Annotated in this window: 3 protein-coding genes; 2 read left to right on the top strand and 1 reads right to left on the bottom strand. The window is 66.7% G+C overall.

Going from position 1 to position 3,117, the window contains the following annotated elements; all coding sequences use genetic code 11:
- A partial coding sequence (locus AC1D00_RS33730; RefSeq protein ID WP_477013647.1) for a bifunctional AfsR/SARP family transcriptional regulator/alpha/beta hydrolase occupies nucleotides 1-1,515 on the bottom strand: 1,515 nt, incomplete at its 3' end.
- Between the two features lie 138 nt (nucleotides 1,516-1,653).
- Here AC1D00_RS33730 and mddA point away from each other — a divergent pair.
- Together mddA and AC1D00_RS33720 are read left to right on the top strand one after the other, a co-directional pair.
- Nucleotides 1,654-2,445: a methanethiol S-methyltransferase gene (gene mddA / locus AC1D00_RS33725; protein WP_477013646.1), complete on the top strand. Its 792-nt coding sequence runs from the start codon at nucleotides 1,654-1,656 to the stop codon at nucleotides 2,443-2,445.
- The coding region (locus AC1D00_RS33720; RefSeq protein ID WP_477013645.1) for an NADPH:quinone oxidoreductase family protein at nucleotides 2,442-3,117 on the top strand (676 nt) is incomplete at its 3' end. The genes mddA and AC1D00_RS33720, both read left to right, overlap by 4 nt.

Below are 3,117 nucleotides of genomic sequence, written 5' to 3'. Positions count from 1 at the left end.
GATCGCCTCCAGCACCGGCCCCCGATCGCCGGCAAAGAACCAGTGATCGTTGCCGTCCAGCTCGACGAATTGCGCGCCCTTGATCCGGCTCGCCATGTCGCGGCCGGCCGAGATCCGCACCGCCTGGTCGCCGCGCCGGTGCAGCACCAGCGTCGGCACGGCGATCTGCGCCAGAAGGTGTCGCACGTCGGCATCGCGAAACGCCTCGAGCACGGCGGAGATGCCGCCGGGGCTGGAGGCCGCGCGCAATAGCCCGGCCCACCAGGCGCGCGCCTGCGGATCACCGGCAAGGCTCGGCGCGAAGGTCTCGATCCCGACCGGGCCGCCCCATTGCGCGACGAGATGCTGGCGCCAGGCGTCATACTGGCTGGCGCGCAGCGCGTGCGGATAGTCCGGTGACCAGCAGCCCTTCGCCAGCGCGCCGAACAGGATGAGGCCGGCCACCAGGCGCTGTTCATCGACCGCGAATTTGATGCAGGCCGGCCCGCATTCGGACGCGCCAAACAGCACGACGCGGCGCGCATTCGCCGCGCGCAGGACCGTGCCGATATCTTCCGCGGTGACGTCGATGCCGGGGGCCGATCCGACCCGGTCGGACAGCCCGATGCCGCGGCGATCGAACACGATCAGCCGCCCGAGCTTCATCAACGACGCCAGAAACGTCCGGCTCGCGGGATGCTCCCAGGCGCGCTCCACATGCGACACGAAGCCGGGCATGACCAGGATATCGAGCGGGCCGCTGCCATAGGTCTGATATGCGAGGTGTACGCCCGCCCCCTTGACGTAGCGCGTCGCCGGAACGTCAAGCGACCCCGCCGCAGGGCTCATCAGCGCCTCGGTCTCGGCTTCCGGCGCGACCCCGAGTTCGTCGCGCAGCCGCTCTGTCAGCGCCGCGTGGTGCCGCTCAGCCGCACTTCGGTCGCCGGCCAGCAGCAGGCTGCGGATCAGATGCCGGCCATACACCTCGCTCAGCGGATCGAGCTCGACCAGACGTCCCGCATGCGCGGTCGCGGCAAAATGCTCGCCGGCGGCATTCTTGTCCTGCACCAGACGCTCCAGCGCGTGCATGAGCCGTCCCCGCAGCGCCTCACGGCGGAAGAATGCCCATTCGTCGAATTCGGGACAGTCGTCCAGCGCGAAGCCGGCCAGGAAGTCACTCCGGTAAATCTGGCAGGCCTGCTCAAAGTCGCCGCGGTCGCAGGCGCCCTCGAACAGATGCGTATCGACCTTCAACTCGAGCGCCGGAGACCATCGCACGCTGCTGCGGTCAGTCTCGAAAACCGCCTGGCCGAGCGTCTGCTCGATGCGGTGAAGCAGCCGCCGCAATCGCGCACGGCCGGTCTCGCCGGGGCTCTCCGGCCACAGCAGCGTGGCCACGACGTCCCGCGCCACAGCGCCCTTGGCCTCCGCGAGATAGACCAGCAGCGCAAGCCCCTTGCGCAAGGCCAGCTTGATCGGGCGATCGTCGGCATGGACCTCGGGGAACCCGAATGTTCCCAGCGAGAAGGCCGTCATGGAAATCCTCCCTCCCCGGCCGGGGACGCACAGGGGACGGTCCAGCGATAACAGTCGGGTCAGATCGAGCCGGCTCGCCAGCGAGCGATTGAGGCTCCTGCATGCGGCACTGCCGCCACCAGCACAATAGGAAAAAACATGTTCGCGCGTCTCCTGATCCTGCTCTACGCCATCGTGAGCTATGCCGTGTTCACGGTCTCATTTCTCTACGCGCTCGGTTTCGTCGGCAATTATGTCGTGCCCAAGTCAATCGACAAGTCGATCGACGTCGGCAGCCCCACGAATGTGAGCGAGGCCATCCTCGTCAACCTTCTGCTGATGAGCCTGTTTGCCATCCAGCACAGCGTCATGGCGCGGCCGGCCTTCAAGCGATGGTGGGGCAAATTCCTTCCCGTCGCCTGCCAGCGCAGCACCTATGTGTTGCTCTCCAGCCTGATCCTCCTGCTGCTGTTCTGGCAGTGGCGTCCGATCCCGACGCCGATCTGGCAAACGAGCGGAATCGCGGCCTGGCTGCTGATCGTCGTGCATTGGCTCGGCTGGCTGATCGCGTTTGCCTCGACCCACATGATCGATCATTTCGATCTGTTCGGACTGCGTCAGGCTTTCGTCGCATTCCGCGGGACCGAGATATCGGGCCAGTCCTTCAGGACGCCGCTGCTCTACAAGATCGTGCGGCATCCGCTCATGCTGGGATTCCTGCTTGCGTTCTGKGCGACGCCTGCGATGACCGCCGGCCATTTGCTGTTCGCGATCGCGAACACGGCCTACATCCTGCTCGCCTTGCAGTTCGAGGAGCGGGATCTGATCGCCGAGTTCGGCGCGACCTACCAGGACTATCGCCGTCGCGTTCCCATGCTGGTGCCGCGCCTTTTCGGCCGCCGCAGGGGGGACGATCGGCCGTCGCCTCGACCCGTTGGAGCGCCCAGATGAAAGCGGTTCTGTGCACTTCGTTCACCGGCCCTGCGGATCTGCGCCTCGGTGAGATCGACGAGCCGAAGCCGGCCGCCGACGAGATCCTCATCGACGTCCATGCAGCGTCCGTGAGCTTCATGGACCAGTTGATGGTCTCGGGCCTCTACCAAATGCGGCCGCCGACGCCCTTCGTGCCCGGCACGGAAGCATCCGGCATCGTCGTCGCGGTTGGCGACGAGGTGACGACATTCGCCCCCGGCGATCGCGTCGCGTGCAGCAGCTGGACCGGCGGCTACGCCGAACGGATGACCGCCAAGGAATCGAAGAGCGTGCGTCTGCCTGATGGCGTCGCGTTCGCGGCCGCGGCGACGGTCCTACACAATTACGGCACGGCTTATTACGCGCTGGTCGAGCGCGCACGGGCGCGACGCGGCGAAACCATGTTCGTCACCGGCGCTGCCGGCGGCGTTGGACTCGCCGCCGTCGACCTCGGCCGCCATCTCGGCCTGCACGTCGTCGCCGGGATCGGCTCTGACGACAAGGCCGCCCTGGTGCGTGGTTACGGGGCCAGCGACATCGTCAACTATCGCAGCGAAGACCTGCGCGACCGGATCAAGTCGATCACATCAGGAGACGGCATCGATATCGGCTTCGACAATGTCGGTGGCGCGGTCTTCGAGCAGCTGGCGC

The sequence above is a fragment of the Bradyrhizobium sp. P2_E8 genome (assembly GCF_056403875.1).
The sequence above is the reverse complement of the archived record's forward strand: the minus strand, read 5'-3'. Positions and strand labels throughout refer to the sequence as shown.